The sequence below is a fragment of the Roseomonas indoligenes genome (assembly GCF_017813365.1).
GTDB lineage: Bacteria > Pseudomonadota > Alphaproteobacteria > Acetobacterales > Acetobacteraceae > Roseomonas > Roseomonas indoligenes.
In genome coordinates this window covers 152,023-174,836 of the sequence record NZ_JAGIZA010000003.1, presented here as the reverse complement: position 1 = coordinate 174,836, position 22,814 = coordinate 152,023, and the positions used below count along the sequence as shown (strand labels likewise).

The window sequence follows — 22,814 nt, the reverse complement described above, 5'->3', positions numbered from 1 at the left end:
GCGCAGGACCGACCCTCCGCATGACCAACGGCGCCGGGATCCCGAGACCCCCCGGTGCCGTTCCGCGCCTCTTCCTTGCGCCCGAGGGGGTGGCCGCTTCCGCCCCCGTGCAACTGGCCGCCGGCCGGCCGGAGAGCGACAGCCTCGGCGATGCCGGGCTGGGCCCCGACCCCGGCCGCGCCCTGGCCGATCTCGTCACAGGCTACGACCCCCGCGCCGACGGCCCGATGATCGAGCGGGCCTACCGCGTGGCGGAGCGGGCCCATCGCGACCAGAAGCGCGACAACGGCGACCCCTATATCGGCCATCCCGTCGCCGTGGCCGGCATCCTGGCCGGTTACCGGCTCGATGCCGCCACGATCGCCACCGCCCTCCTGCACGACACGGTGGAGGACACCGGCCTTACGCTGGCCGACCTGTCCCGCGATTTCGGATCCGACGTTGCCAAGCTGGTGGACGGCGTCACGAAGCTGACCCGGCTGGAACTGCAGTCCGAGCGCACGAAGCAGGCCGAGAACTTCCGCAAGCTGGTTCTCGCGATGAGCGAGGACATCCGCGTGCTCCTCGTGAAGCTCGCGGACCGCACGCATAACATGCGCACCCTGCACTTCGTGCCGCAGCAGCATCGCCGCCAGAAGACCGCGCGCGAGACGATGGAGATCTATGCGCCGCTGGCCGAGCGCATCGGCATGCAGGCGGTGAAGGACGAGCTGGAGGACCGCGCCTTCCGCGAGCTTCAGCCCGATGCCTCCCAGACCATCCACGCCCGCCTGGCCTTCCTGCGCGGGCAGGGCGCCGACCTGATCGAGGAGATCAAGGAGGACATCCGCCGCCGCCTGCGCGACGCGGAGGTGCCGGTGATCGACATCCAGGGCCGGGAGAAGTCCGCCTACGGCATCTGGCTGAAGATGCACTCCAAGAAGGTGGAGTTCGAGCAGCTCTCCGACATCATGGCCTTTCGCATCGTCACGGACGACAAGGCCAACTGCTACATGGCGCTTGGTGCCGTCCACTCCGCCTATCGCGTGGTTCCCGGGCGGTTCAAGGACTACATCTCTACCCCTAAGCCGAACGGCTACCAGTCCCTCCATACGGGCGTGACGGTGCCGGAGCGGCGCAACGCCAAGATCGAGGTGCAGATCCGCACGCCGGAGATGCACGAGGTGGCGGAGTTCGGCGTCGCTGCCCATTGGATCTACAAGCAGGGCCCGGACGGCGTGGTCAACGCCGCCCGCGACCGCAAGCGCTTCCCCTGGGTGAAGGACCTGCTGGAAATCCTGGAGAATGCCGGCGAGGCGCAGGACTTCCTGGAGAACACGAAGCTCGCCCTGCACCAGGACCAGGTCTTCTGCTTCACGCCGAAGGGCGACCTGATCGCGCTGCCCCGCGGCGCGACGCCGGTGGATTTCGCCTACCAGGTCCACTCCCAGGTGGGCGATTCCACGGTGGGCGCGAAAATCAATGGCCGCATCGTGCCGCTGCGCTATCAGCTGGAGAACGGCGACCAGGTCGAGATCATCACGGCCCGCGGCGGCACGCCCAACCCGGCCTGGGAACGCTTTGTCGTCACCGGCAAGGCACGGGCGCGGATCCGCCGCACCGTGCTGGCCCGCCAGCGGGAGGAAAGCCGCGAGAACGGCCGCCAGGCCATCGCGCGCGCCTTCCGCCAGGAAGGTCTGGAATTCTCCGAGAAGACCGCCGAGCCCGCCGTGAAGGCGCTGAAGCAGCCGGGCTTCGAGGAGCTCTGCATCGCCGTCGGCAACGGCAACATCTCGGCGCGGGACGTGCTGCACGCCGCGGTGCCGGAGCTGCGCGGCCCGCCCCGCCCCGCCGTCTCGGGCTTGGAGGCCCTGGCGCTGACCCGGGCCCGCGGCCGGCCGGGCGCCACGGTGGCCTATTCGCGCGGCACCGGCGGGAGGGAGGTGGCGCACGGCATCGTCGGGCTCGTCTCCGGCATGGAGGTGCATTTCGGCAATTGCTGCCATCCCGTGCCGGGCGACCGGATCGTCGGGATCATTTCCACCGGCCGCGGCGTGACGGTCCACAAGCAGGGCTGCCACACGCTGGAGGCCTTCGCGGCCACGCCGGAGCGCTTCATCGACGTGGACTGGGATAACGGGCCCGGCGCGGCCGGGGAGCACGTCGCGCGGCTCTCCGTCGTGACCTCGAACGAGGGTCCAGCCATCGCGGGCATGACGACGGCGATCGCCAAGCAGGAGGCCCGCATCCAGTCCCTGCGCTTCCTGCACCGGTCCGCCGACTTCGCGGAGCTGAACGTGGACCTGGAGGTGAAGGACCTGCGCCACCTCTCCAGCGTCATCGCGGCGCTGCGGGCGCTGCCGGGGATCGAGCAGGTGGAGCGGGCGAAGGCGTGATTCTCGGACTTGGTAACGACATGGTCGATATCCGCCGGCTGGAGCGGACGCTGGAGCGGCATGGCGAGCGCTTCATCGCCCGCATCTTCACGGATGTGGAGCGCGCAAAGGCGGAGCGGCGGGGCCTGACGCGTGTCGCCACCTATGCCAAGCGCTTCGCGGCGAAGGAGGCGGCCTCCAAGGCCCTGGGTACGGGGTTCCGGGGCGGGGTCTTCTGGCGCGACCTCGGCGTGGTAAACCTGCCCTCCGGCCAGCCGACCTTGCGGATGACGGGCGGGGCGGCCGAGCGGCTCGCGGCCATGACGCCGCCGGGGCACGCGGCCCAGGTCTCCCTCACGATGACGGACGAGTACCCCTATGCCGAGGCGGTGGTCATCATCTCCGCCGTGCCGCTGCCGGCCTCGCTCGCCGGGCAGGGTGGTTAGACCGGGGGCCAGGAGGTCATCGGGCCTGCCTCGTCCGGTTTACCTTATCCCTACCAAGTGAGTGACGGTCGAGGCTGCACGGGGTTCCGTCCAGGCCCACCAGGTGCCGGCGGAGAGCGACCCGGCGCCCGAGAGGTCCGCTTCCTTGACAGGAGCGCCAGACTGTCGCACCCAGCCGCAACGCGGTGGCACGACCCGAACCCTGGGACGCATGGCCAACCGGGTAGGCCCGCGAGCAAGCGCACGATGAGCAAGAAGTCCTCCGGCGGCTGGCTGGAGAGCCTGAAGACGATTCTCTATGCGGGCCTGATCGCCATCGGCATCCGCACCATCGCCTTCGAGCCGTTCAACATCCCCTCGGGCAGCATGATCCCGACCCTCTTGGTGGGCGACTACCTCTTCGTCTCCAAGTATTCCTACGGCTATTCCCGTGCCTCGCTGCCCTTCAGCCCGAACCTGTTCAGCGGCCGCATCTTCGGCAGCCTGCCGGCGCGGGGCGATGTGGCCGTGTTCAAGCTGCCGCGGGACGGCGTGACGGACTACATCAAGCGCATCGTCGGCCTGCCCGGCGACCGCATCCAGGTCCGCCAGGGCATCCTCCGGGTCAATGGCCAGCCCGTGACCCGCAACCGCATCGGCCCCTACACGGTGGAGGGGGACGGTCCGCGCCTGACGGTGAACCTCTACCGCGAGACCCTGCCGCCGAGCGCGGACGCGCCCGGCCGCACGCACGACATCCTCGAGCAGACCGACGACGGGCCCTACGACAACACGCAGGAATTCGTGGTGCCGCCGAGCCATGTCTTCGCGATGGGCGACAACCGCGACAACTCGCTGGACAGCCGCGCGACGAATTATGTGGGCTTCGTCCCGGTGGAGAATCTGGTCGGCCGGGCGGAATTCATCTTCTTCTCCTGGGACGGATCGGCGAACTGGTGGGAGGTCTGGGCATGGCCCTTCGCCGTCCGCTGGTCCCGCATCTTCTCGGGCGTCCGCTGATGAAGGCCCACCTTTCTTGAAAGCGCCCGTCGCCGCCCTCGCAGGCCGGCTCGGCCACGAGTTCCGCGACGTCGCGCTGCTGGAACAGGCCCTGACGCACCGCTCCGCCGCGGACCCGAAGCGCCGCCAGCTCGATTCCAACGAGCGTCTGGAGTTCCTGGGCGACCGCGTTCTCGCCCTCTGCATGGCGGAATGGCTGAGCGAGCGCTTCCCCGAGGAGCGGGAAGGGGAGCTGGGCAAGCGCCTCGCCGTGCTCGTGGCGGCCGATACGCTGGCGAAGGTCGGCGACGCCATCGGCCTGCCGGCCGCCCTGCGCATTCCCCCCGCCGAGGGACGCACCGGGCTGCGCCAGCGCGCCAATGTCGTGGCGGACGCGACAGAGGCGCTGATCGGCGCCCTCTACCTCGATGCCGGGCTGGAGAAGGCCCGCGACTTCATCCGGCGGGAGTGGACCGTGGCCATGGAGGCCGACGCCACCCCGCCCATGTCGGCGAAGAGCCGGCTGCAGGAGTTCTCCCTCGGCCGCGGCCAGGGCCTGCCGGAATACACGCTGGTCGGCACGGAAGGTCCCTCCCATGCGCCGCTCTTCACCGTGTCCGTGGCCGCTTGCGGGAAGGTCGCGGAGGCCACGGGCGACAACAAGCGCGCGGCCGAGCAGTCGGCTGCCGAAGCACTGCTGACGGAGCTGGGCCGTGGTTGACGAGCCCAACGGGATCCCGCCCGAGGAGATGAACGAGGAAGGCCCCGCCCTGCCGGAGGGTCCGACCCGCGCCGGCATCGCCGCCGTGCTGGGCGCACCGAATGCCGGCAAGTCCACGCTGGTGAACCGGCTGGCCGGGGCGAAGGTCTCGATCGTCTCCAACAAGCCGCAGACCACGCGCTTCCGCATCCGCGCGATCATCACCGAGGGCCGGTCCCAGGTGGTGCTGACGGATACGCCGGGCATCTTCTCCCCCAAGCGCCGGCTGGACCGCGCCATGGTGGCCGCTGCCTGGGGCGGGGCGCAGGACGCGGACCTGGCGATGCTGGTGGTGGATGCGCGCGCCGGCGTGACGGAGCCGCTGCGGGCCATCGTGAAGAAGCTGGCGAAGAGCGCGCCGCCGCTCTGGCTGGTGCTGAACAAGACGGACCTGTTCGACACCAAGCGGCTGCTGCCGCTGACGGCCGAGCTGAACGACATGCTCTCCTTCCGGGAGACCTTCATGATCTCCGCCGAGACGGGGGATGGGGTGGACAGCCTCCGCACCCGGCTGGCCGATGCGATGCCGCAGGGCCCGTGGCTCTTCCCCGAGGATGAGCTCTCCGACGTGCCGGACCGCATGCTGGCCGCCGAGATCGTGCGCGAGCAGATCCTCCGCCAGACGCATGAGGAGGTTCCCCACCACGCGACGGTAGAGACGGAATCCTGGCAGGAGCGGAAGGATGGCTCCGTGCGGATCGACTGCACGATCTATGTCGGCCGCGCCTCCCAGAAGGCCATCCTGATCGGCGACAAGGGCAGCCGCATCCGCGAGATCGGCCAGCGCGCGCGGTCCGAGCTGACGAAGCTGCTGGAACGGCCCGTCCACCTCTTCCTCAACGTGAAGGATCGGCCGGGCTGGGACGAGGAGCGCGGTCGGCTGCGCGCCCTCGGCCTCGAGGACCTGGAGTAGCGTCCGACCGGCGGAAGGCCCATCTTCCCGCCATGGAATGGACCGCCCCCGCGATCGTGCTGGATTCGCGCCCCCTCGGCGAGGGCGGGGCCGTCGTGACCGTGCTGACCGAGGCGCAGGGACGCCACGCCGGGCTGGCGAGGGGCGGGGCGTCCCGCGCGCAGGCGGCCACATGGCTTCCGGGCAATCTGGTGGAGGCGCGCTGGGTTGCGCGGCTTCCCGACCAGCTCGGCGCCATTTCCGGGGAGTTGGTACATCCCACCGCCGCCCTGGCGATGGAGGATCCACTGGCCCTGACCCTCCTCTCCTCGGCCTGCGCCGTCGCGCTGGAGGCGCTGCCGGAGCGGGAGGCCCATCCCGCCGCCTTCCGCGCCCTGCTGCCGATCATCGCCCACCTCCAGACCGGTGCGGCGGAGGTGATCCCGGACTACGCCCGGTGGGAGATGCTGCTGCTGGCGGAACTGGGCTACGGGCTGGACTTCTCCCGTTGCGCGATGACGGGGGCGACGACGGACCTCACGCACGTCTCCCCGAAGTCCGGCCGCGCCGTGCGCTCCGACATCGCCGCGCCCTACGGCGACCGGATGCTGCCGCTGCCGCCCTTCCTCCGAAAGGCCACGCTTCCGAGCGGCCCGAGGGACTGGTCCGCTGCGCTGCGCCTGACAGGCCACTTCCTGGCGCGTGACGCCCTGGGCGCCCACCACCGCCCGATGCCCGCTGCGCGGCAGGCCCTGGCGGACCGGGTGGACGCCCTGGCCGCGGCAGAGCCCCAGGTTGAAGCCGAGGCGCCGCCGATCCTCTGATCTGGCCGGCTGACGCTCTGTCGGATCGATCGCTCTCGGCTCCTAGGCCGAGCCGACGGCAGCCCAGTGCAGGTCGAGGAGCCTTAGCGCCCTGGCGGGGGAACCAGGGGGCGGCGCCTCCTGGTTCCCTGCCGCTCAGAACGGCGTCAGGGCGCCGGCCGCACGAGGACGAGGCTGAAGGACCCGGCCTTGTCGTCCACCAGCTTCACCCGCAGGAAGGCCGGGCGCGGGGTGGGCGGCACGTCGAGGCGGGAGGCGAGGCCCTCCGCGTCGTCGTTCTCCGCCAGCACTGCCCCGTTCTCGTCCACAAGGGCCAGTTCCGTGTCCAGCTCGGCCTCCAGGTCGTAGGTCATCGCCTGGGCCGGACGGCCGTCATAGGGCAAGGCGACGAACACCTCACCGCCGGATTCCAGCCGGATCCGCACGGCCTCGCCCAGGAGCAGGGTCGGGCGGCGCGCCGCCTCGGCGAGGCTGGAGGAGGCACCGCCCGGCGCGGCTTCCGCAACGCCCTGGATAGCCAGCTCGAAGCTGCCACGAACGCCGTTCAGCAGCGTGGCGCGGACAAAGGCGGCCGGGCGGGACGCGGCGCTGGTGGATAGGCGGGATGCCACGCCGCCGCCGCTGTCGTCGTCCTCAGCCACCTGCTCGCCCGCCGCGTCGAGAAGGGTCAGCACGGTGTCGGCATTGTCGCTGAGGTTGCGGGTGAGCAGGGTGAGCGCCTGGCCTTCCGGCAGGGCGAAGACGGCCTGCCCCTCGCGTGCCAGCTCGATGTGGATGGTCTGGCCGGCGGAGACCGGGCCGCGGGCGCGGGCCGCCTCCAGTGTGGTGGGGTAGTCGGGCGGGGGAAGCGGTGCCTCGCGCTCCAGCATGACCTCGAAGGTGCCGGGGCCTTCGTTGACGAGGCTCGCCCGGACGAACAGCGGTCCCTCCGCCGCGCGCGAGACGGCCAGGGTGGAGGCGAGGCCCCGCTCGGAATCGTCGTTCTCCGCCAGGACCCGGCCGGAGGAGTCGATCAGGGCCAGGGCCGTGTCCGTATTCCCGGCGAGTTCGCGCGTGATGGCGATCAGGTCGGTCCGGTCGTCCGGCAGGCGGAAGAAGGCCTGCTGGTTGCGCCGCAGACGCACCCGGACGGCCTGCCCGGTGGCAAGGGGTGGGCGGTTGGCCGCATCCTCCTGCGTCGTCGCGAAGTTCGGCGGGGGGAGCACGGCCTCGCGGGTCAGGACCACCTCGAAGCGGCCGCCCGCATCCTCCAGCACGCCGGCGCGGACAAGGCGTGCGCCGTCGCCGGGCTGGACCTCGACACGGGAGGCGAGGTTCTCCTGTCCGCCGTCATCGTCCTCCGTCACCACCTCACCGTTCTCGTTCAGCACCGCCAGCACGGTGTCCGTGTTGCGGCCCAGGCGGCGGGTGGTCACAGCCCAGGCCTCGCCTGCGTCCGGCGCCACGCGGAAGAAGGCTTGCTGGCCGCGGCGCAGGTTCACGGTCACCGGCCGGTCCGGTTGCAGCGGCGGCGTGCGGGCGGCATCGGCGGCGCTGGACGCGAAGGCCGGGGCGGGGGGCGTGGGGGCGGCCGGGCCGGGACGCGCGGGCGCTGTCGTGGCAGGGTTCTTGGCCGGGCCGTCCGGGGCTGGCCGGGCGGGCGAGGGGGATGGCGGGGGAGCTGGCGCCTGGGCCCTCGCCTCCGCTGCGGCCAGGACTGCCGCGACGCCCATCAGGGCTCCTGCCACCGGGCCGAGGGCCCGGGTCGATCCGCGCTGCGCCATGCGGAATCCTCCTCTACTCTTCCCCTCGTGCTAGCCCCCGTTCCGCCGGGACGTCCATCAACATAGCCGTGCCCTGGCGCCGTGGCGCCCGGCCTGCTAGAACGGAACTACCTGAACGAACTGAGAACATAGGTCCCGGCCCGCCATGCCAGACGACGTCAAGGCGATCCCCGAGGGCGGTCGCATCCACGAGACACCGCTCGCCGGCGCCCTTTCCGAGCGCTACCTCGCCTACGCCATGTCCACGATCATGGCGCGCTCCCTGCCGGATGTGCGGGACGGGCTGAAGCCCGTGCACCGCCGCCTGCTCTGGGCCATGCAGCAGCTGCGGCTGGACCCGGCCGGCGGCTTCAAGAAGTGCGCGCGCGTGGTCGGCGACGTGATCGGCAAGTACCACCCGCACGGCGATGCCTCGGTCTACGAGGCGCTGGTGCGGCTGGCCCAGGACTTCGCCGCCCGCTACCCGCTGGTGGAGGGTCAGGGGAACTTCGGCAATATCGACGGCGATAACGCCGCGGCCATGCGCTACACTGAGGCGAAGCTGACCGAGGTGGCGAAGGCGCTGCTGGACGGCATCGACGAGGATGCCGTCGATTTCCGCCCGACCTATGACGGGGAGGAGCAGGAGCCGCTGGTGCTGCCGGCCGCCTTCCCGAACCTCCTGGCGAACGGCGCGAACGGTATCGCGGTGGGCATGGCGACGAGCATCCCGCCGCACAATGCGGGCGAGTGCTGCGCGGCCGCGCTGGAGCTGATCCGCAACCCGGAGGTCACCACCGCCGGCCTTCTCGCGCACATGCCCGGCCCGGATTTCCCGACCGGCGGCATCATGGTGGAGCCCGCCGACAGCATCCTGAACGCCTACGAGACCGGGCGCGGCGGCTTCCGCCTGCGCGCGCGCTGGGAGAAGGAGCAGCTGAAGAACGGCACCTGGCAGGTCGTCGTCACGGAGATCCCTTACCAGATCCAGAAGTCGCGACTGATCGAGCAGATCGCGGAGCTGCTGGAGGCGAAGAAGCTGCCGCTGCTGGCCGATGTGCGGGACGAGAGCACGGACAAGGTCCGGCTGGTGCTGGAGCCGAAGTCCCGCACCGTCGAGCCGGCCGTGCTGATGGAGAGCCTGTTCCGCGCGACGCCGCTGGAGAGCCGCATCTCCCTCAACATGAACGTGCTGGATGCGGACCGCACACCGCGCGTCATGGGGCTGAAGGAGGTCCTGCGGTCCTGGCTGGATCACCGGCAGGTCGTGCTGGTCCGCCGTTCGAACTACCGGCTGGCCGCAATCGAGCGCCGGCTGGAGATCCTGGACGGCTATCTCATCGTCTACCTCAACCTCGACGAGGTGATCCGCATCGTCCGCGAGGAGGATCGCCCGAAGGAAGCGCTGATCCAGGCCTTCGGCCTGACGGACAACCAGGCCGAGGCCATCCTCAACATGCGGCTCCGCGCCCTCCGCAAGCTGGAGGAGATGGAGATCCGGAAGGAGCACACGCGCCTGACGAAGGAGCTGAAGGGGCTGCAGAAGCTGCTCTCCAGCGAGAAGGCGCAGTGGGACCGCATCGGCGAGGAGATCGAGGCGGCGCGGCAGAAGTTCGGCACCGGGCCGCTGGGCGACCGGCGAACGCTGCAGACGGAAGCTGTGGCGGTCGTCTTCGACGAATCCCACTTCGTCGAGAAGGAGCCGATCACCGTCATCCTCTCGGAGAAGGGCTGGCTGCGCGCGCAGAAGGGTCATTTGGAGGACCCTTCCGGCCTGCGCTTCAAGGAGGGTGATGCCCTCGCGCTGATGCTGCACGCGGAGACGACGGACCGGATCGGGCTGCTGGCCTCCAATGGCCGCGCCTACACGATCAAGGCGGATGCCGTGCCGCGCGGCCGTGGCGACGGGCAGCCCGTCCGGCTGATGGTGGAGCTGGGGAACGAGGACGACATCGTCACCGCCTTCGTGTGGAGGGAGGGGATGAAGTTCCTCCTCGCCTCTGCTTCCGGCCGCGGCTTCGTGGCCAAGAGCGAGGACCTGCTGGCGGAGAAGCGCACGGGCAAGCAGGCGCTGGTGGTGGACGCGCCGGACACGCTGGCCGCCGCGGTTCCGGCGGCGGGCGACACGGTCGCCGTGGTCGGCGAGAACAGGAAGCTGCTGGTCTTCCCGCTGGAGCAGGTGCCGGAGATGGCGCGCGGCCGCGGCGTGGCGCTCCAGGGCTACCGCGACGGCGGGCTTTCGGACGTGAAGGTTTTCGACGCGCGGCGCGAGGGCCTCACCTGGCAGCTCGGGGACCGGACCCGCACGGAGACGGCGCTGGCCCCCTGGCGCGGCAACCGTGGCGGGGCGGGCAAGATGCCACCGAACGGCTTCCCGAAGTCCAACCGCTTCGACGGGTGAGGGCACGGGCTTGACGCCGGAAGCCCTGGAAGCGGCCATCACCGGGCATCCAGCCTGGGGCGGCTTCTTCCGGCAGCCGCGCGAGGGCTACACCTTTCCCGCCCTCGGGACCTGCCAGGTTCATGGCGCGGAGGACGCTGGGGCGCTGGCGCCCCTCGGTATCCAGGTCGGGGGCGGCGGGGGCGAGGGCAACCTCGTCGTGCTCGCGGGCGGGCAGGGCGGGCATCACCTCCGGATCCTCTTCGGCGGCCGGAAGAACTGCATCGCCGTGATCGGCGGCGAGGGCGTGCTCGCCGGGCAGGTGAGCTTCGAGGGCGACGACCACCTGCTGGTCTTCAACGGTCGCGACACCTGCCACGTCAACATGACCTTCCGCGCCCGTCACGGGGCGCTGTTCTTCGGCAAGGGGGCTACGTCCAACGCCGCCGACTTCCTGGTTGAGGGGCCGCGCCGCTGCATCATCCTCGGCGACGACGGAATGGTGGCCTACCGGGTCAGCCTGCGCACGAGCGACAGCCACGGCATCATCTCGCTGGACGATCCCACGGCCGCCCTGAACCCGCCCGCGAGCGTGGTGCTGGAGCCGCATGTCTGGATTGCCAAGGACGCCGTGGTGAGCCGCGGCGTGCGCGTTGGGCGCGGCGCCATCATCGCCATGAACACCATCGTCACCGCGGATGTGGCGCCCTGCACGCTGGTGGGCGGCGTTCCCATGCGCGTGCTGCGGGAGCGGGTGACCTGGACCCGCGCCTCGCAGCCGGGCGAGGCCGAAATCCGCGCGGCCATCGCAGCCGCCGCGCCGGACTGACCCCGCGCGCTCCGCTCAGGTCACGCGGATGTTGCGCGCGCGGATGAGGGGCCCCCACTTGGCCGTCTCCTCCGCCTTGTTCCGCTCGAAGGCGGCCGCGTCGCCGGCCACGGGCAGGAAGCCGGCCTGCACCAGCCGCGCGCGCTCCTCGGCGGAGGAAACGTGGCGCATGGTGGAGGCCCGCAGCCGCTCCAGCACCGGCGCCGGCACCCCGGCCGGGGCGACCAGCCCCCAGTAGGTGGCGGTTTCGAAGCCGGGAATCCCGGCCTCGGACACGGTCGGCACGTCGGGGAAGAGCGGGTGGCGCTCCCGGCTCGTCACCGCCAGTGCCTTCAGCTGGCCGCCGGGGAGCTGGCCGGCCAGGAAGGCGGCCTCCATGAAGTTCATCTGCACCTCGCCGCTCACCACTGCCTGGGTGGCCGCGGAGGCGCCGCGATAGGGCACGTGCAGCATGGACATGCCTGCCCACTCCATGAGCAGCTCCGTCGCCAGGTGGCTGGTGAAGCCGACGCCGGCGGTGGCGAAGCTCAGCCCGTCCGGCTTGGCCTTCGCCAGCGCGATCAGCTCCGCCAGCGTGTTGGCGGGAACGGATCGGTGCACCACCACGAAGCTCGGCGCCTGCGCGACGAGGATCACCGGCGCGTAGGCCCGGTCATTGTCGTAGGGCATGGGGAACAGGAAGGGCGCGATGCTGTACTGGCTGTTGCTGGCGATCGCGAGCGTATGGCCGTCCGGGCGGGATCGGATGGCGTGGTCCATCGCCACGGTGCCGCCGGCGCCGGGCCGGTAGTCCATCACCACGGGCTGTCCCAGCTCCGCCTGCATGGCATTTCCGAGGGGGCGGAAGATGACGTCCGCGGGGCCGCCGGCGGTGAGCGGCACGACGAAGCTGATCGGCCGGTTTGGAAAGGCTTCCTGCGCGAGCGCCGGCGCGGCCATTAGCGGGCTCAGGAGAAGGGTTCGGCGATCCAACACGATCCGGCGCTCCGATGGCTACGGTCCGACCGTCCCGGCAGGGGCCGGGTGGCGACCGCAGCCAACAGGCAAGGATCAGGCCGGGGCGGTGGAGCTCCCCACGCTCTCCGGCGCGAAGGAGGCGACGGGCGGGGCGGCGTCGCGCAGCGGCACCCATGCGCCGTTCACCAGAATCTCGCTCGGCCGGAAGGCGGCCTTGTAGGCCATCTTCGCGCTCTGCGGCACCCAGTAGCCCAGGTAGACATAGGGAAGGCCGAGCTGCCGGGCGCGCTCCACGAGTTGCAGGATCGCCAGCGTTCCTAGCGAACGGTTCGCGTAGTCGGGCTCGAAGAAGGAGTAGACGGCGGAGAGACCGTCCTTCAGCCAGTCCGTGAGGCAGACCCCGATGAGCCGGTCCGGCGCTTCCCGGAATTCCACGAGCATGGTGGTGATCGGCGTGTCCTCCACCATGGCGCGGTAGTCGTAGAAGCCCATGGCAGCCATGTCGCCGTCGCGGTGGCGGGCGCGCTGGTAGCGCTGGAACAGGGCGAACTGCTCGGCCGTCGCGCGCGCCGGCACCTCCTGCGCGACAACCCCAGCATTCGCCTTCAGCAGGCGGCGATGCGTGCGGCCCGGCTGGAAGTCCGCCACCACGATGCGGATGGGGATGCAGGACTGGCAGCCCGGGCAGACCGGCGCGTAGGCGATGTTGTGGCTGCGGCGAAAGCCCGCGCGGGAGAGGCGGTCGTGCAGCGCCTCGCCCTCCGGCCCGGAGAGCTCCGTGACGACCTTCCGCTCCGTCCGCCCGGCCAGGTAGGGGCAGGGAAGGGGCGCGGTGGTGTAGAAGAACTGCGGTCGGCGTCCGGCGCGGTGCAGCATGAGGGGTCCAGTGTCCGCGGAAAGGCCGTCGCCGTCCATGGCTTCGTAAGGTTCCAATTTCAGGCCGGTCCTGGGAGGTTTCAATACCTTGGCGGGTAGGAAGGATCAGGGATCCAGCTGCAGTCGCGCGGCGGTCTCCGCCAGGGCAGGGATGGGCTCAAGCCGGCCCGCCGCCCAGGCGGCGTTCATGTCGCGCCAGTGGCGGGAAAAGGGATTGCCCGACTGCCCCGTGGCGACCGCCGCCGCCACGCCGTCGCGGGAGGCGAGGTCCATCACGATCCGCAGCCCTGGCCCGTGGACATGGGTGAAATCCCCTGTCATCCCGCCGCGGTTCAACGTTTGCCCGTCGCCCGGCGTCGGCGCCTCGATCCGCAGCATTGTGCCGAGCAGCGGCACGAAGCGCAGCAGCGGGTGGTCCAGCCGCACCCGGTGCGCCTCGCCCCAACGCCAGGCCGCCGGGTCCGGGCCGAAGCGCGCGACCAGCCCGGCAACCGCCTTCTCCAGCGCCTGCATGGAGAGCGCGGCGCAGCCGCCCGCCCCGCACCATCCGGCGCCCTGCGGCGTGGCCAGGGTCCGCAGGAATTCCGGGGTGGGGGAGAAGGCCTCCTCCCCGACCCCGGCCGTGGCCAGGGCCATGCGGCCGAACTCGCGGGCCCAGGCATTGAAGATCAGGGGCTGCGGCATGGCCGTGCCCGCCGTGCCGTCCCAGCCCAGCAGCAGGTCCCGCGCCGCGCCGGCCACCCCGGCCGGGCGCGCGGGGGAGAGAAGGAGGGGCAGCATCTCCCGTGCCAGAAGGTCCACGGCGTCTGCCTGGATGGCGGCCAGGTCCCCCGGCGCGTGGCGTTCCCGCTGCCGCAGCAACTCGCCGATGCGGCGGAAGCGCCAGTCGCCGTACCAATCGCGGCCCAGGAACGGCTCCGCGCCAGGCGGCTGAACGCGGTTATTGGCGTTGGCCAGCACGCCGCTGGCGGGCCGCTCGACATGCGGCATGGCATCGAAGGGCACCCAGCCCGTCCAGTCATGCGCCCCGTCCCAGCCGGCGACGGGCAGGGCACCATCGCCCGCGGTGCGGACCGGCGTGCGGCCGGTAAGATACATCGCGATCCCGCCGGCGGCGTCCGCCACCATCAGGTTCTGCGCGGGGGATGAAATGAGGGAGGCGGCCGTCCGCGCCTCCTCAAGGGAGTGGGCGCGGTTGAGCGCCAGCAGCCCCGCCGCCTGGCTGTCGGACGGGGCGAGGGACGCCATGGAGACGGCCAGCACCTCGTTCCCCGGCGGCTGCTCGTCAAGGTCGGACAGGACGGGGCCGTGCCGCGTCTCCCGAACGCGCAGCACCTCCTCGGCCCGGCCGCGCACGGCGATGCGCTCCTCGCGCGTAGTGAGGGGGCGGGGGCCATCGGGCGTCTCGTAGGCGTCGGTGCCGGAAAGGCGCTCCACGAAGACGTCCTGCGTGTCGGAATGGGTGGTGGTGAAGCCCCAGGCCAGGCGCTCGTTCCGGCCGATCACCACCATCGGCACGCCCGGCGCCGTCGCGCCGGCGAGGAAGCGCCCGCCCGGCAGCTCGATGCGCGCAAGGTACCACAGCACCGGCGCCTGCAGGGCGAGATGCGGGTCCGAGGCGAGCAGCGCGCCGCCTGTGGAGGAGCGCGCCGGCGCGAGTGCCCAGGCATTGGACGCCGATTCCGGCAGGGGCGCGCCCCTTCCCCAGCTCGGGGCGGCCTCCAGCAGGGCCGCCAGCCGCTCCGGCGAGGGAAGGGCTGCGAGGTCCGGTCGGCCCGGGCTGTCGTCGGAAGGCCAGAGCTGCCAGAGCTTCTCCGGCGGCAAGGTGGCGGAAAGGCGCGCCCGCTCGGTCTCCAGCCGCCAGTTCCCGGAGAGCCAGAGCCCCATCACCTTGCCCCAGAGAAGGCTGTCGGTGGGCTTCCAAGGCTCCGGCGCGCCAAGGGCGACAAATTCCGGCGCCGCGAAGCGTCCGCGCGCGGCGATCCAGGCATTCACTCCCGCCGCATAGGCCTCCAGCATTCCGCGTTCCTCGGCGGGCAGGGCGGCGAGGTCGCCCTCCGCCTTCTGCCGCAGACCGAGGGTGCGCAGGAAGCGGTCCAGCCGGAGCGTCGAGGGACCGGCGATCTCGCTCAGCCGCCCGGCGCCGCCGCGGCGCGTCATCTCCATCTGGAACAGCCGGTCGCGCGCGTGCAGCACACCCATCGCCATCGCGGCATCCCTCTCGTTGGAGGCGCGGATGCGGGGGATGCCCTTGGGATCGAAGGCGATCTCCACCGGAGCGGAGAGGCCGGCAATCCGCAGTGCCTCCTCCTCACCCGGCAGGGTCCACCAGATCAGCCCCGCGACGCCGGCCGCGAGCAGCAGCGGCAGGGCGACCAGAACCACCAGGGCCCGGCGCAGCCAGCGCCAGGCGGACCGGGCAGGGGAAGGACGGACACGCCGGGGTGCGAGGGGCATGGGCGCCAATCAACCAGCCCGCCGGGCGGCGGCCAAGGGCGCCCCGCGTGAAACCTGCAGGGAACGGCCCGCCCCAAGGCGGCGAAGGGTCAGCCCGCCTTGCGGCCCGCCGCGGCCGCCGTCAGGGCATCGCGCAGCGCGCCAAGGGTATAGGGTTTGCGCAGCAGCGGCAGCCCGGCTTCCGCCACCCGTGCGGGGGCGCCGCCATAGCCGCTGGTCAGCAGCACCGGCAGCGCGGGCCGGCCCTCCTTCAGGTGCCGGGCAAGGTCGAGCCCGTCCATGCCGCCGGGCATCAGCACGTCGGTGAAGACGAGGTCCGGCTCCAGCCCGCGCACCAGCATTTCCAGCGCCGTCGCGGGGTTCGCCGCGTGGACAGGGGCGTGGCCGAGGTGGCGCATCATGTCCAGCACGAGGCCCGCCACCGCTTCCTCGTCCTCCACTACCAGGACGCGCAGGGGCCGCTCCGCCGCCGCCTCGGCCGGGGCGGGCGCGGATGCCTCCTCGGCCGCACGGGGCAGGTGGAGCGTGATGCAGGTGCCGTGCCCCTCCTGACTCCGCACCCGTGCGGCGCCCCCGCTCTGCCGCGCGAAGCCGTAGGCATGCGCAAGGCCCAGGCCGCTGCCGCTGCCGGCCTTCGTGGTGAAGAAGGGCTCGAAGGCGCGGGCCAGCACCTCCGGCGCCATGCCCGTGCCGGTGTCGGAGACGTCGAGGCGCAGGAACTCGCCGCGAAGCCCGTCCGGGTCCTCCGTGCCGTCCAGCACCGTGTTGCGCGCGGCGATCCGGAGCGTCCCGCCCCGCGGCATGGCGTCTCGGGCGTTCAGGGCCAGGTTCGTCAGCGCCAGCTCGAGTTCCGAAGGGTCGGCGTGGAGGGGCCAGGCGTCCTCGGCCACCTCTATCTCCACCGCGATATCGGCCTGCAGGGAGCGGGAGAGCATGGCGCCGAGTTCGCCCATCCAAGGGCTGAGAGCGATCGGTTCCGGCCGCAGCGCCTGCCGCCGGGCGAAGGTGAGGAGGCGGCGCGTGAGGTCCGCGCCCCGCTGGGAGGCGGTGGCGATGCTCCCCGTCAGCCTCTCCCGCCGTGCCGGATCCTCGGTGCGGGCGAGGAGGGAAATGCCGGCGGAGACGACGGCGAGGAGGTTGTTGAAGTCATGAGCGATGCCACCGGTCAGCCGCCCCAAAGCCTCAAGCTTCAGGGTCTGCGTCACGCCGGCCTGCGCGGCCTCCCGCGCCGCGACCTCCTTCTCCACCTCGCGGCGAAGGTTCTCGTTGGCGTCGCGTAGCGCGATCTCCGCGCGCTTGCGGGCGGTGATGTCGATGCTCAGCCCCGTCAGGCGCCAGGGATTGCCCTCCGCGTCGCGTTGAAGCCGCCCGCGGCCGGAGAGCCAGAGGATGCCCTTGCCCGGGTGGCGGGCGCGGTACTCGACCTCGATCTCCGACATATCGGGATCCTGCAGCATCCGTCGGATCGCGCGCTCGACGGCCTCCCTGTCCTCGGAGAGCATGCCGCCCATCCAGGACTCCATGGTGGGCTGCGCCTGGGGACCGAGTCCCAGCATGTCCCGGTACTCGGCTGACCATGTGACCGTGTTCGCCGGGATGTCCCATTCCCAGGCGCCGGCACCTGCGTAGCGATGGGCAAGGCGCAGGCGCTCCTCGCTCTCGTGCAAGGCGGCGTCCACCGCGGCCAGCTCCGCCCGCCGCGCGGCCGTCTCCCGCGCCAGCCGGGCGTTGGCCTCCTCCAGTTCCGCGGTGAGCGACCAGAGATCCTCGAAGGCCTCGCCGATGACGGCATCGTCGTCCTCGGCGCCACGGCGAGCAGAGGCGAGGGCGCGGCCAGCCGCCAGCCGCTGCTCCATGGCCTGGAGCCGCACCGTCAGGCGCGCCGATTCGGCGTGCGCCTCCTCGAGAGCGGAGCGCAATGCCCTGACCTCGGCTTCCCCCTGCCCCGGACGCATTCCGGATGGGGTGCCCTGGATTGGGGCACGCTGCTGCACCGTTCCTCCGATCCCGTCGCCACCACCTGTGTTAAGAACGATCCGGAGGCCGCGCGGTTGAAGCATGTCTCAGAGGAGTTGTGCTTGCAGTTCTGCTGCTTCCTCGCGCAGGAGAGGCAGGAAGGTTTCCGCCAGCGCAACGCGCGTGTGCAGGGCTGCGGGCGCGCCGATGTTGAGCGCGGCTACAACGCGGCCGTCATAGCGGCGCAGCGGCACGGCCAGGGAGACAAAGCCGAGCTCCATCTCCTCCTCCACCAGCGCGTGGCCTTCCGCGCGCGCTGCGTCGATGGCAGCGCCCAGCCGGGCCGGGTCCGTCTCCGTCCGCGGGGTAACAGCCGCGGGCGGATGGGCAGCGATAAGCGCTTCCGCCATGCCCGCCGGCAGCGCGGCAAGCAGGACGCGGCCCAGGGCCGTGCAATGGGCGGGCAGGCGCGTGCCGATCATGGTGTTCACGGGCATGAGGCGGGCCGGCTGACCATAGGCCACGAACACCACTTCCGGCCCGTCCAGCATGGCAACAGAGCAGGCAATTCCGTGAGCGACCGCGATTCGCTCGCAGCGCGGCTGGACCAGCGTGGAAATACCATTCGCCCCCAGATAGCCGGAGGCGAGGCGCAGCACCCGCGGCGTCAGGCGGAACAGACGCCCCTCCGCCTCGACGAAACCGAGATGAGCGAGGGTGAACAGCGCACGGCGGGCCGTGGCGCGGGGTAGGCCGGTCGCGCGCGCAGCCTCCGCCAGGGTCATCGGGCGCCGCTCCGCCCCGAAGGCGGCGAGGACCGCCAGCCCGCGGGCCAGGGCCTCGGAGTAGTCTGGACCCAGCGCTGCCTCCTCGCGGTTACGGCTGGCCTCGGCACTGAGCCTTGGCATTCGATCCTCCCCCTCGGCAGCGTTGCGTCGGCCGAAAGAGCGGTTCTACAATCGCACAGACGTTCGGTCATCGGACATTTTTCGGGGGTGTTCGGCCATGATGAGTGCGGAACAGAACAGGCGCCTGACCCAGGTCGGCCCGGGCACGCCGGGCGGCGCGCTGCTGCGGCACTACTGGCAGCCGATCGCGCTTCTGGACGAGCTGGAAGGGCCGCGTCCTGTCCGGCCAGTGCGCGCACTCGGCCAGGATTTCCTGCTGTTCCGGGACGAGCAGGGGACGATAGGCCTCATCGACCGGGGATGCCCGCACCGCGGCGTGGACCTCGCCTATGGGCGCCTGGAGGATGGCGGGCTGCGCTGCCCTTTTCATGGATGGCTTTTCGGCGCCGATGGCCGTTGCCTGGAGACGCCGGGCGAGCCGGAGGGCAGCACGCTGCACCAGCGCATCCGCACCCGCTCCTACCCCGTGCAGCTGCGGTCCGGGATCGTCTTCGCCTATCTCGGGGAGGGTGAGGCGCCCGCGCTGCCGGCTTTCGACTGCTTCGTGGCGCCGGACACCCACACCTTCGCCTTCAAGGGCATGATCGAGTGCAACTGGCTGCAGGCGCTTGAGGTGGGGATCGACCCCGCCCACGCCTCCTTCCTGCACCGCTTCTTCGAGGATGGGGACGAGAAGGAGTCCTACGGCAAGCAATTCCGCGGCGCCTCCGACGGATCGGACCTGCCGATGACCTACGTTCTGCGGGAGTTCCCGCGCCCGGAGATCGAGGTGGACAGCACCGAATACGGGCTGCGCGTGACGGCGCTGCGGAAGATCAGCGAGGCGACGACGCATGTGCGCGTGACGAACCTGTACTTCCCGCAGGCCTTCGTGATCCCGATGAGCGCGGAGATGACCATCACCCAGTGGCACATGCCCGTGGACGACACGCGCTGCTACTGGATCGCCATCTTCACGAGCTTCGCCGCCCCGGTGGACCGCGCGCGGATGCGGGCGCAGCGGCTGGAGAGCTATTCCCTGCCGGACTACCTGCCCGCGCGGAACGCAAAGAACGACTACGGCTTCGACCCGCAGGAGCAGGCTTCCCAGACCTATACGGGCATGGGCCACGACATCAACACGCATGACCAATGGGCGGTGGAGAGCCAGGGCGCGATCCAGGACCGCACGAAGGAGCACCTGGCCTCCACCGACAAGGCGATCGCCGCCAACCGCCGCCTGCTGCTGCGCGGCATGGCCGCGGTGGAGGAGGGCAGGGCGCCGATGCTGACCGAAGGGGCGGAGCACCTCACGGGGCCCGCCACGATCGACGGCATGGCCCCGAGCGAGAGCTGGCAGGCGCATTGGAAGTCAGCCGTGGCCCGCCGGCGCGCATCCGCACCCTGGTCCGCCCCGGCCCTGGCGGCCGAGTGACGGCATGAGCTTCGTCGAGGCGCACGGGCTGCAGGACGCGGCTGCCCGGGAGGCGGCGGAAGAGGTGCTGCGCCGGGTCGAGGAGGAGGGAGTCGGGGTCATCCGCCTCTCCTGGGCGGACCAGCACGGGATCCTACGCGGAAAAACGGTGGTGGCCTCGGACGCGGCGCGCGCGCTGCGCGACGGCATCGCCATGACCTCCACCATGCTGCTGAAGGATACCAGCCACCGCACGAGCTGGCCGGTCTTCGGAACGGGCGGGCCGATGCAGGAAATGCAGGGGGCGGCGGACTTCCTCGTCATCCCCGATCCCGCGACCTTTCGCGTGCTGCCCTGGGCGCCGCACACGGGTTGGCTGCTCTGCGATGCCTACTTCAAGCATGGCGGCGCCGTACCGCTCTGCTCCCGCCAGCAGCTGCGGCGTGCGCTCGCGAAGGCCGAGGGGAAGGGCTTCTCCTTTAACACGGGGATCGAGATGGAGTTCCATCTCTTCCGCCTGCTCGATCCGAAGATGGCGCCGGAGGATGCGGGCCAGCCCGGGACGCCGCCGGAGGTGGCGCTTCTGACGCAGGGCTACAACTACCTGACGGAGAGCCGCTACGACGCGCTGGACCCGATCCTGGAGACGCTTCGCCACGCGGTGGAAGGCCTGGACCTGCCACTGCGCTCCATGGAGATCGAGTACGGGCCGAGCCAGGTGGAGTTCACCTTCGATGCGCGGCCCGCGCTGGACTCCGCGGACAACGCGATCCTGTTCCGCAGCGCCGTGAAGCAGGTGGCGCGGCGGCACGGCTACCACGCCAGCTTCATGTGCCGGCCGCGCATCCCCAACGTCATGTCCTCCGGCTGGCACCTGCACCAGTCGCTCTGCGACGGGGAGGGGCGGAACCTTTTCGTCGGGGAGGAGGGCGAGCTCCTCTCGGGCACCGCGCTGCATTACCTGGGCGGCCTGCTGCAGCACGCGCGGGCGGCGGCCGCGTTCTCGACGCCGACGATCAACGGCTATCGCCGGTTCCGGCCCCTGTCGCTCGCGCCAGACCGTGCAGTGTGGGGCGTGGACAACCGTGGCGTGATGGTGCGCGCCCTCGGCCAGCCCGGGGACCGCGCGACCCGGCTGGAGAACCGCTTGGGCGAGCCGGCGGCGAACCCCTACCTCTACATGGCGTCCCAGCTGCATTTCGGACTCGACGGCATTGCCCGCAAGCTGGAACCCGGCCCGGCCGCCGACACGCCCTACGAGACCGCCGCCGATCCCCTGCCGCGCAGCTTGGCCGAGGCGTTGGACGCGCTGGACAGGAACCACACGGCACGCGAGGCTTTCGGCGAGGGATTCATCGACTGGTTCCTGCGCCTCAAGCGCGCTGAGATCGCCCGGTTCGAGGCGGAGGTCTCGGAGTGGGAGCAGCGGGAGTATTTCGAGATCTTCTAGTTCCCGGCGGGCCCGCATCGCGGCGCGGTCCAGGAGGTGAGTGAATGGCGATCCTGGAGCTGGAAGCGGTCGAGAAGGTCTTTCCCGGCCGGGGCGGGCCGCCCACCCTCGCGATGGACCGGCTCTCCCTCTCCGTGCGGGAGGGCGAGTTCCTCTCCATTCTCGGCCCGTCCGGCTGCGGCAAGTCCACGCTGCTGCAGATCGCGGCGGGGCTCATGGAACCTTCCGCCGGATCGGTGCGTGTGGCCGGGCGCACCGTATCCGGGCCGCCGCCCGAGGCGGTGTACGTCTTCCAGCAATACGGGCGTTCCCTGCTGCCCTGGCGCAGTGTGCGGGACAACGTCGCTTTTGCCGTGGAGCACAGGGCCGGTGTCTCGCGGGCGAAGGCGCGCGTTCTGGCGGATGCGCAGCTTGAGGCCGTGGGGCTGACGGGCTTCGGCGACCACTTTCCCTGGCAGCTTTCCGGCGGCATGCAGCAGCGCGTCGCCCTGGCCCGCGCGCTGGCAGCGGAACCCAGGATCCTGCTGATGGATGAGCCCTTCAGCGCTGTGGACGCGCTGACGCGGCTGGACCTGCACAGGCTGATGCTCGAACTCTGGGAAAAGCGCGGCCTGACAGTCGTGCTGGTGACGCATGACGTGGAGGAAGCGGTCGCGCTCTCCGACCGCGTGGCGCTGTTGACGAAGCGGCCATCCACCATCGCGCGCGTCGTCGAAACCGGGCTGCCCCGCCCGCGCGACCCCGTGGAGGTGCGGGAGACCCCGCGTTTCCTCGAGCTGCGGCACGAATTGCTGGAAGCCCTGCTGACGCGCGGCCCGAAGGCAGGCGGGCATGGCTAGGCGCCTCCTCTCCCTCGTCCCCGGGCTGGCCTTCATCGCCCTGCTGCTCGCCGGGCTCGAATGGGCAGTCGATGCGGGGCTGGTCCGCCGCGCCCTGATGCCGCCGCCCTCCGCAATCTGGGCGGTGCTGCAGGATCTCGGCACGTCAGGCGAAGTGCTCGGGCCGCTGTTCGCCACGCTGCGGCTGGTCTTCATCGGCTTCGCCCTCGGCTCGGCGGTCGGCATCGCGCTCGGGACGGCGATGGGATGGTGGAGCGCGGCCTTCCGGCTGCTGGAGCCGCTGGTGGAGATGATGCGTCCCATTCCCAAGGCCGCTTTGGTGCCGCCGCTGATGCTGTTCCTCGGCCTTGGCGACACGATGAAGATCACCTCCGTCGCGCTCGCCGTCACCTTCCCCGTTCTGGTCAACACCTTGCAGGGCGTGCGCGGCGTGGACCGCGTGCTGCTGGACTCCGCGCGCACCCATGGATGGGGCACCGGGCGCACGCTGCGCCACGTCGTGCTGCCGGCATCGCTGCCCTTTATCCTGGCGGGGATGCGGACCAGCCTCGGCCTCGCGCTTATCCTGGCGGTCCTGGCGGAGATGCTGACCGGGCAGGGGGGGCTGGGCTTCCTGATCCTGGACATGCAGCGCAGCTTCCTGATCCGGCAGATGTACGCCTGGCTCGTCATCCTCGCTCTCGTCGGGCTGGCCCTGAACGCGCTCTTCGGCTGGGCCGAGTCGCGGGCCCTACACTGGCAGCAACGAAACTGACCACGAGACGGCAGGCCCG

General features: G+C 71.2%; 18 protein-coding genes. 12 read left to right on the top strand and 6 right to left on the bottom strand.

Annotation, left to right across the window (positions count from 1 at the left end; translation table 11 throughout):
- Positions 1 to 20: 20 nt before the first annotated feature.
- The 6 genes from J5Y10_RS05910 (at position 21) to recO (ending at position 6,254) form a co-directional block, all read left to right on the top strand.
- Entirely contained in the window at positions 21 to 2,375 is a 2,355-nt protein-coding gene (locus J5Y10_RS05910) for a RelA/SpoT family protein (protein WP_209371784.1), read from the top strand.
- Entirely contained in the window at positions 2,372 to 2,800 is a 429-nt protein-coding gene (gene acpS, locus J5Y10_RS05905) for a holo-ACP synthase (protein WP_209371782.1), read from the top strand. Before J5Y10_RS05910 ends, acpS begins: the two co-directional genes overlap by 4 nt.
- A gap of 246 nt (positions 2,801 to 3,046) precedes the next feature.
- Positions 3,047 to 3,799 carry a signal peptidase I gene (gene lepB / locus J5Y10_RS05900; RefSeq protein ID WP_209371780.1) on the top strand — a complete coding sequence of 251 codons (753 nt, stop codon included), beginning with the start codon at positions 3,047 to 3,049 and terminating at the stop codon, positions 3,797 to 3,799.
- Between the two features lie 16 nt (positions 3,800 to 3,815).
- Complete coding sequence (gene rnc, locus J5Y10_RS05895; protein ID WP_209371778.1) at positions 3,816 to 4,499, top strand: ribonuclease III; 684 nt, start codon at positions 3,816 to 3,818, stop codon at positions 4,497 to 4,499.
- Between the two features lie 28 nt (positions 4,500 to 4,527).
- Positions 4,528 to 5,451 (top strand): GTPase Era, encoded by a 924-nt coding sequence (era, locus tag J5Y10_RS05890; RefSeq protein WP_209372243.1) that lies wholly within the window; start codon positions 4,528 to 4,530, stop codon positions 5,449 to 5,451.
- 32 nt (positions 5,452 to 5,483) lie between these two features.
- Positions 5,484 to 6,254, top strand: a complete 771-nt coding sequence (gene recO / locus J5Y10_RS05885) for a DNA repair protein RecO (RefSeq protein ID WP_209371776.1) — start codon at positions 5,484 to 5,486, stop codon at positions 6,252 to 6,254.
- A 146-nt stretch (positions 6,255 to 6,400) separates the two neighbouring features.
- Here recO and J5Y10_RS05880 read toward each other — a convergent pair whose 3' ends face one another.
- Positions 6,401 to 8,017, bottom strand: coding sequence for a hypothetical protein (locus J5Y10_RS05880; RefSeq protein ID WP_209371774.1), 1,617 nt, complete (start codon positions 8,015 to 8,017; stop codon positions 6,401 to 6,403).
- Between the two features lie 145 nt (positions 8,018 to 8,162).
- Here J5Y10_RS05880 and parC point away from each other — a divergent pair, with 145 nt between their 5' ends.
- Positions 8,163 to 10,397, top strand: a complete 2,235-nt coding sequence (parC, locus tag J5Y10_RS05875; RefSeq protein WP_209371773.1) for a DNA topoisomerase IV subunit A — start codon at positions 8,163 to 8,165, stop codon at positions 10,395 to 10,397.
- A gap of 10 nt (positions 10,398 to 10,407) precedes the next feature.
- Entirely contained in the window at positions 10,408 to 11,205 is a 798-nt protein-coding gene (locus J5Y10_RS05870) for an acyltransferase (protein ID WP_209371771.1), read from the top strand.
- Between the two features lie 15 nt (positions 11,206 to 11,220).
- Here J5Y10_RS05870 and J5Y10_RS05865 read toward each other — a convergent pair whose 3' ends face one another.
- From J5Y10_RS05865 to J5Y10_RS05845, 5 genes are all read right to left on the bottom strand, one after another.
- Positions 11,221 to 12,144, bottom strand: a complete 924-nt coding sequence (locus J5Y10_RS05865; RefSeq protein ID WP_209371769.1) for a Bug family tripartite tricarboxylate transporter substrate binding protein — start codon at positions 12,142 to 12,144, stop codon at positions 11,221 to 11,223.
- Positions 12,145 to 12,255: 111 nt separating this feature from the next.
- Positions 12,256 to 13,038, bottom strand: coding sequence for an arginyltransferase (locus J5Y10_RS05860; protein WP_209372241.1), 783 nt, complete (start codon positions 13,036 to 13,038; stop codon positions 12,256 to 12,258).
- Positions 13,039 to 13,143: 105 nt separating this feature from the next.
- A complete protein-coding gene (locus tag J5Y10_RS05855) occupies positions 13,144 to 15,495 on the bottom strand; it encodes a penicillin acylase family protein (RefSeq protein WP_209371766.1) in 2,352 nt (783 codons plus the stop codon).
- Between the two features lie 89 nt (positions 15,496 to 15,584).
- The gene (locus J5Y10_RS05850; RefSeq protein ID WP_209371764.1) at positions 15,585 to 17,414 is read right to left on the bottom strand and encodes an ATP-binding protein; all 1,830 of its coding nucleotides are present in this window, start codon (positions 17,412 to 17,414) and stop codon (positions 15,585 to 15,587) included.
- A 144-nt stretch (positions 17,415 to 17,558) separates the two neighbouring features.
- Positions 17,559 to 18,359: an IclR family transcriptional regulator domain-containing protein gene (locus J5Y10_RS05845; protein WP_209371763.1), complete on the bottom strand. Its 801-nt coding sequence runs from the start codon at positions 18,357 to 18,359 to the stop codon at positions 17,559 to 17,561.
- 97 nt (positions 18,360 to 18,456) lie between these two features.
- Here J5Y10_RS05845 and J5Y10_RS05840 point away from each other — a divergent pair, with 97 nt between their 5' ends.
- Genes J5Y10_RS05840 through J5Y10_RS05825 form a run of 4 tightly spaced genes read left to right on the top strand, consistent with a single transcriptional unit; the run spans position 18,457 to position 22,795 of the window.
- Entirely contained in the window at positions 18,457 to 19,773 is a 1,317-nt protein-coding gene (locus tag J5Y10_RS05840) for an aromatic ring-hydroxylating dioxygenase subunit alpha (protein WP_209371762.1), read from the top strand.
- 4 nt (positions 19,774 to 19,777) lie between these two features.
- Entirely contained in the window at positions 19,778 to 21,202 is a 1,425-nt protein-coding gene (locus J5Y10_RS05835; RefSeq protein WP_209371761.1) for a glutamine synthetase family protein, read from the top strand.
- 44 nt (positions 21,203 to 21,246) lie between these two features.
- Positions 21,247 to 22,041 carry an ABC transporter ATP-binding protein gene (locus J5Y10_RS05830; RefSeq protein ID WP_209371760.1) on the top strand — a complete coding sequence of 265 codons (795 nt, stop codon included), beginning with the start codon at positions 21,247 to 21,249 and terminating at the stop codon, positions 22,039 to 22,041.
- Positions 22,034 to 22,795: an ABC transporter permease gene (locus J5Y10_RS05825; RefSeq protein ID WP_209371759.1), complete on the top strand. Its 762-nt coding sequence runs from the start codon at positions 22,034 to 22,036 to the stop codon at positions 22,793 to 22,795. Before J5Y10_RS05830 ends, J5Y10_RS05825 begins: the two co-directional genes overlap by 8 nt.
- The last annotated feature ends 19 nt before the right edge of the window (positions 22,796 to 22,814 follow it).

Excerpts from the sequence above, each read along its gene's own strand:
- J5Y10_RS05910 (WP_209371784.1), top strand. The coding sequence starts at position 21 with ATGACCAACGGCGCCGGGATCCCGAGACCCCCCGGTGCCGTTCCGCGC.
- lepB (WP_209371780.1), top strand. The coding sequence starts at position 3,047 with ATGAGCAAGAAGTCCTCCGGCGGCTGGCTGGAGAGCCTGAAGACGATT.
- era (WP_209372243.1), top strand. The coding sequence starts at position 4,528 with ATGAACGAGGAAGGCCCCGCCCTGCCGGAGGGTCCGACCCGCGCCGGC.
- recO (WP_209371776.1), top strand. The coding sequence starts at position 5,484 with ATGGAATGGACCGCCCCCGCGATCGTGCTGGATTCGCGCCCCCTCGGC.
- J5Y10_RS05880 (WP_209371774.1), bottom strand. The coding sequence starts at position 8,017 with ATGGCGCAGCGCGGATCGACCCGGGCCCTCGGCCCGGTGGCAGGAGCC.
- parC (WP_209371773.1), top strand. The coding sequence starts at position 8,163 with ATGCCAGACGACGTCAAGGCGATCCCCGAGGGCGGTCGCATCCACGAG.
- J5Y10_RS05865 (WP_209371769.1), bottom strand. The coding sequence starts at position 12,144 with ATGGCCGCGCCGGCGCTCGCGCAGGAAGCCTTTCCAAACCGGCCGATC.
- J5Y10_RS05860 (WP_209372241.1), bottom strand. The coding sequence starts at position 13,038 with ATGCTGCACCGCGCCGGACGCCGACCGCAGTTCTTCTACACCACCGCG.
- J5Y10_RS05855 (WP_209371766.1), bottom strand. The coding sequence starts at position 15,495 with ATGCCCCTCGCACCCCGGCGTGTCCGTCCTTCCCCTGCCCGGTCCGCC.
- J5Y10_RS05845 (WP_209371763.1), bottom strand. The coding sequence starts at position 18,359 with ATGCCAAGGCTCAGTGCCGAGGCCAGCCGTAACCGCGAGGAGGCAGCG.
- J5Y10_RS05840 (WP_209371762.1), top strand. The coding sequence starts at position 18,457 with ATGATGAGTGCGGAACAGAACAGGCGCCTGACCCAGGTCGGCCCGGGC.
- J5Y10_RS05835 (WP_209371761.1), top strand. The coding sequence starts at position 19,778 with ATGAGCTTCGTCGAGGCGCACGGGCTGCAGGACGCGGCTGCCCGGGAG.
- J5Y10_RS05830 (WP_209371760.1), top strand. The coding sequence starts at position 21,247 with ATGGCGATCCTGGAGCTGGAAGCGGTCGAGAAGGTCTTTCCCGGCCGG.
- J5Y10_RS05825 (WP_209371759.1), top strand. The coding sequence starts at position 22,034 with ATGGCTAGGCGCCTCCTCTCCCTCGTCCCCGGGCTGGCCTTCATCGCC.